The sequence below is a fragment of the Kitasatospora sp. NPDC004531 genome, from assembly GCF_053602195.1.
On sequence record NZ_JBSGDD010000210.1, the window covers coordinates 1 to 1,248 of the forward strand.

Genomic DNA, 1,248 nt, shown 5'->3' on the forward strand with positions numbered 1-1,248 from the left:
GGGGTTGGACGGGTCGCACGACGATCGACCCCAACCACACCGCGCGGGTGGAGGGCGGCCACCCGGCCCGGGTTGTCAGAAGCTGGCGCCGGCCTCGGTGAAGAAGCCGGAGACGCCGCTGCTGTCCGCACAGATCACCTGGTTGCCGTGCTCGACCCCGTTGGGGCTGACGACGGAGAAGACCTTGGAGAAGCAGGCGCCGTTCGCGTCGGCGGCGAACTGGATCTGGCTGAAGTGGGCGCTCGGGTCCTGGTCGGCGCTGGCGAGCCCGGCGCAGCCGATCATGAGGGGGCCGGTGAGGGCGCCGACGGCCAGGACACGCTTGATAGCACGCATGAAGGGTCTCCTCCGAAATTGTTCGATGGGCGGCGGGCACGGTGGCGGCCCTGCCGAGATCCAGCAGGACATGGGGTGCGGGGGCCCGCAAGGCGACCATGCGGCCATATAGTCGTAACGGAGAGTCAGCGGCCGCCCCTCGGCGGGCGGGGCGCGGGCGGAAGGTTCACCCCGGGGTGGCGGCCCGGGTGGCGCAGCCGTGACGGGCTTCGGCCGGGCCCTCCCCTGACGCCAAGTCAGGGGCCCGGCGGTCGGTACGGCATCCCGAATTCGAGCATCCGAGCGATTCAGTAGGTCCACTGATAGGACAAACTGATAGCCGCTGGTGGTGGCTGCACATAGTCAGGGCATGACGAGACATCTCCGCGAACCGTTGCGGCTCACCTCCCGAGCGGCCCGCTTCATCAGCGCCGCAGCCACCCTGGGCCTGGTCGGCACCGGTCTTGCCGCCGCCCTGGGCGCCCAGGCCGCCGGCCCCGCCCAGCGCCCCGCCGCCGCTCTGCCGGAACAGGTCCGGGCCATCGGCTCGCCGCTGTTGGAGGAGGATTTCGCGGGGGCCACTGCGGATTCGAGGTTCGTCGCCGTCGGGTCCGCCTGCCTGACGGGCGCGCCGAGTGCGGCTCTCGGGCCGGACGGCCGCCCGCTCGGCGGCTGCCCGGAGGCCGAGGTCGGGCCGGTGCCTCCGTTGGACGCCTCGCCGTTCGGCTACCTGAGGGTCACCGACGCGGGCAACGACCGCAACGGCGCCGTCCTGTTCGACCAGGCCCTGCCCGCCGGCAACGGCCTGGACGTGACCTTCGACCAGTGGCAGTACGGCAGCACCACGCCCGCCACCCCGGCCGACGGGATCGCGTTCTTCCTGGTCAACGGCGATGTCTCGCTCACCCACCCGGGCGCGTTCGGCGGCAGTCT

The 1,248-nt window shown here is 72.0% G+C and carries 2 protein-coding genes; one reads left to right on the forward strand and one right to left on the reverse strand.

Annotated elements, in window-relative coordinates; translation table 11 throughout:
• Nucleotides 1–75: 75 nt before the first annotated feature.
• Nucleotides 76–336 carry a hypothetical protein gene (locus ACWEMJ_RS34150; protein ID WP_452141029.1) on the reverse strand — a complete coding sequence of 87 codons (261 nt, stop codon included), beginning with the start codon at nucleotides 334–336 and terminating at the stop codon, nucleotides 76–78.
• A 349-nt stretch (nucleotides 337–685) separates the two neighbouring features.
• Here ACWEMJ_RS34150 and ACWEMJ_RS34155 point away from each other — a divergent pair.
• The coding region (locus tag ACWEMJ_RS34155; protein WP_452141030.1) for a hypothetical protein at nucleotides 686–1,248 on the forward strand (563 nt) is incomplete at its 3' end.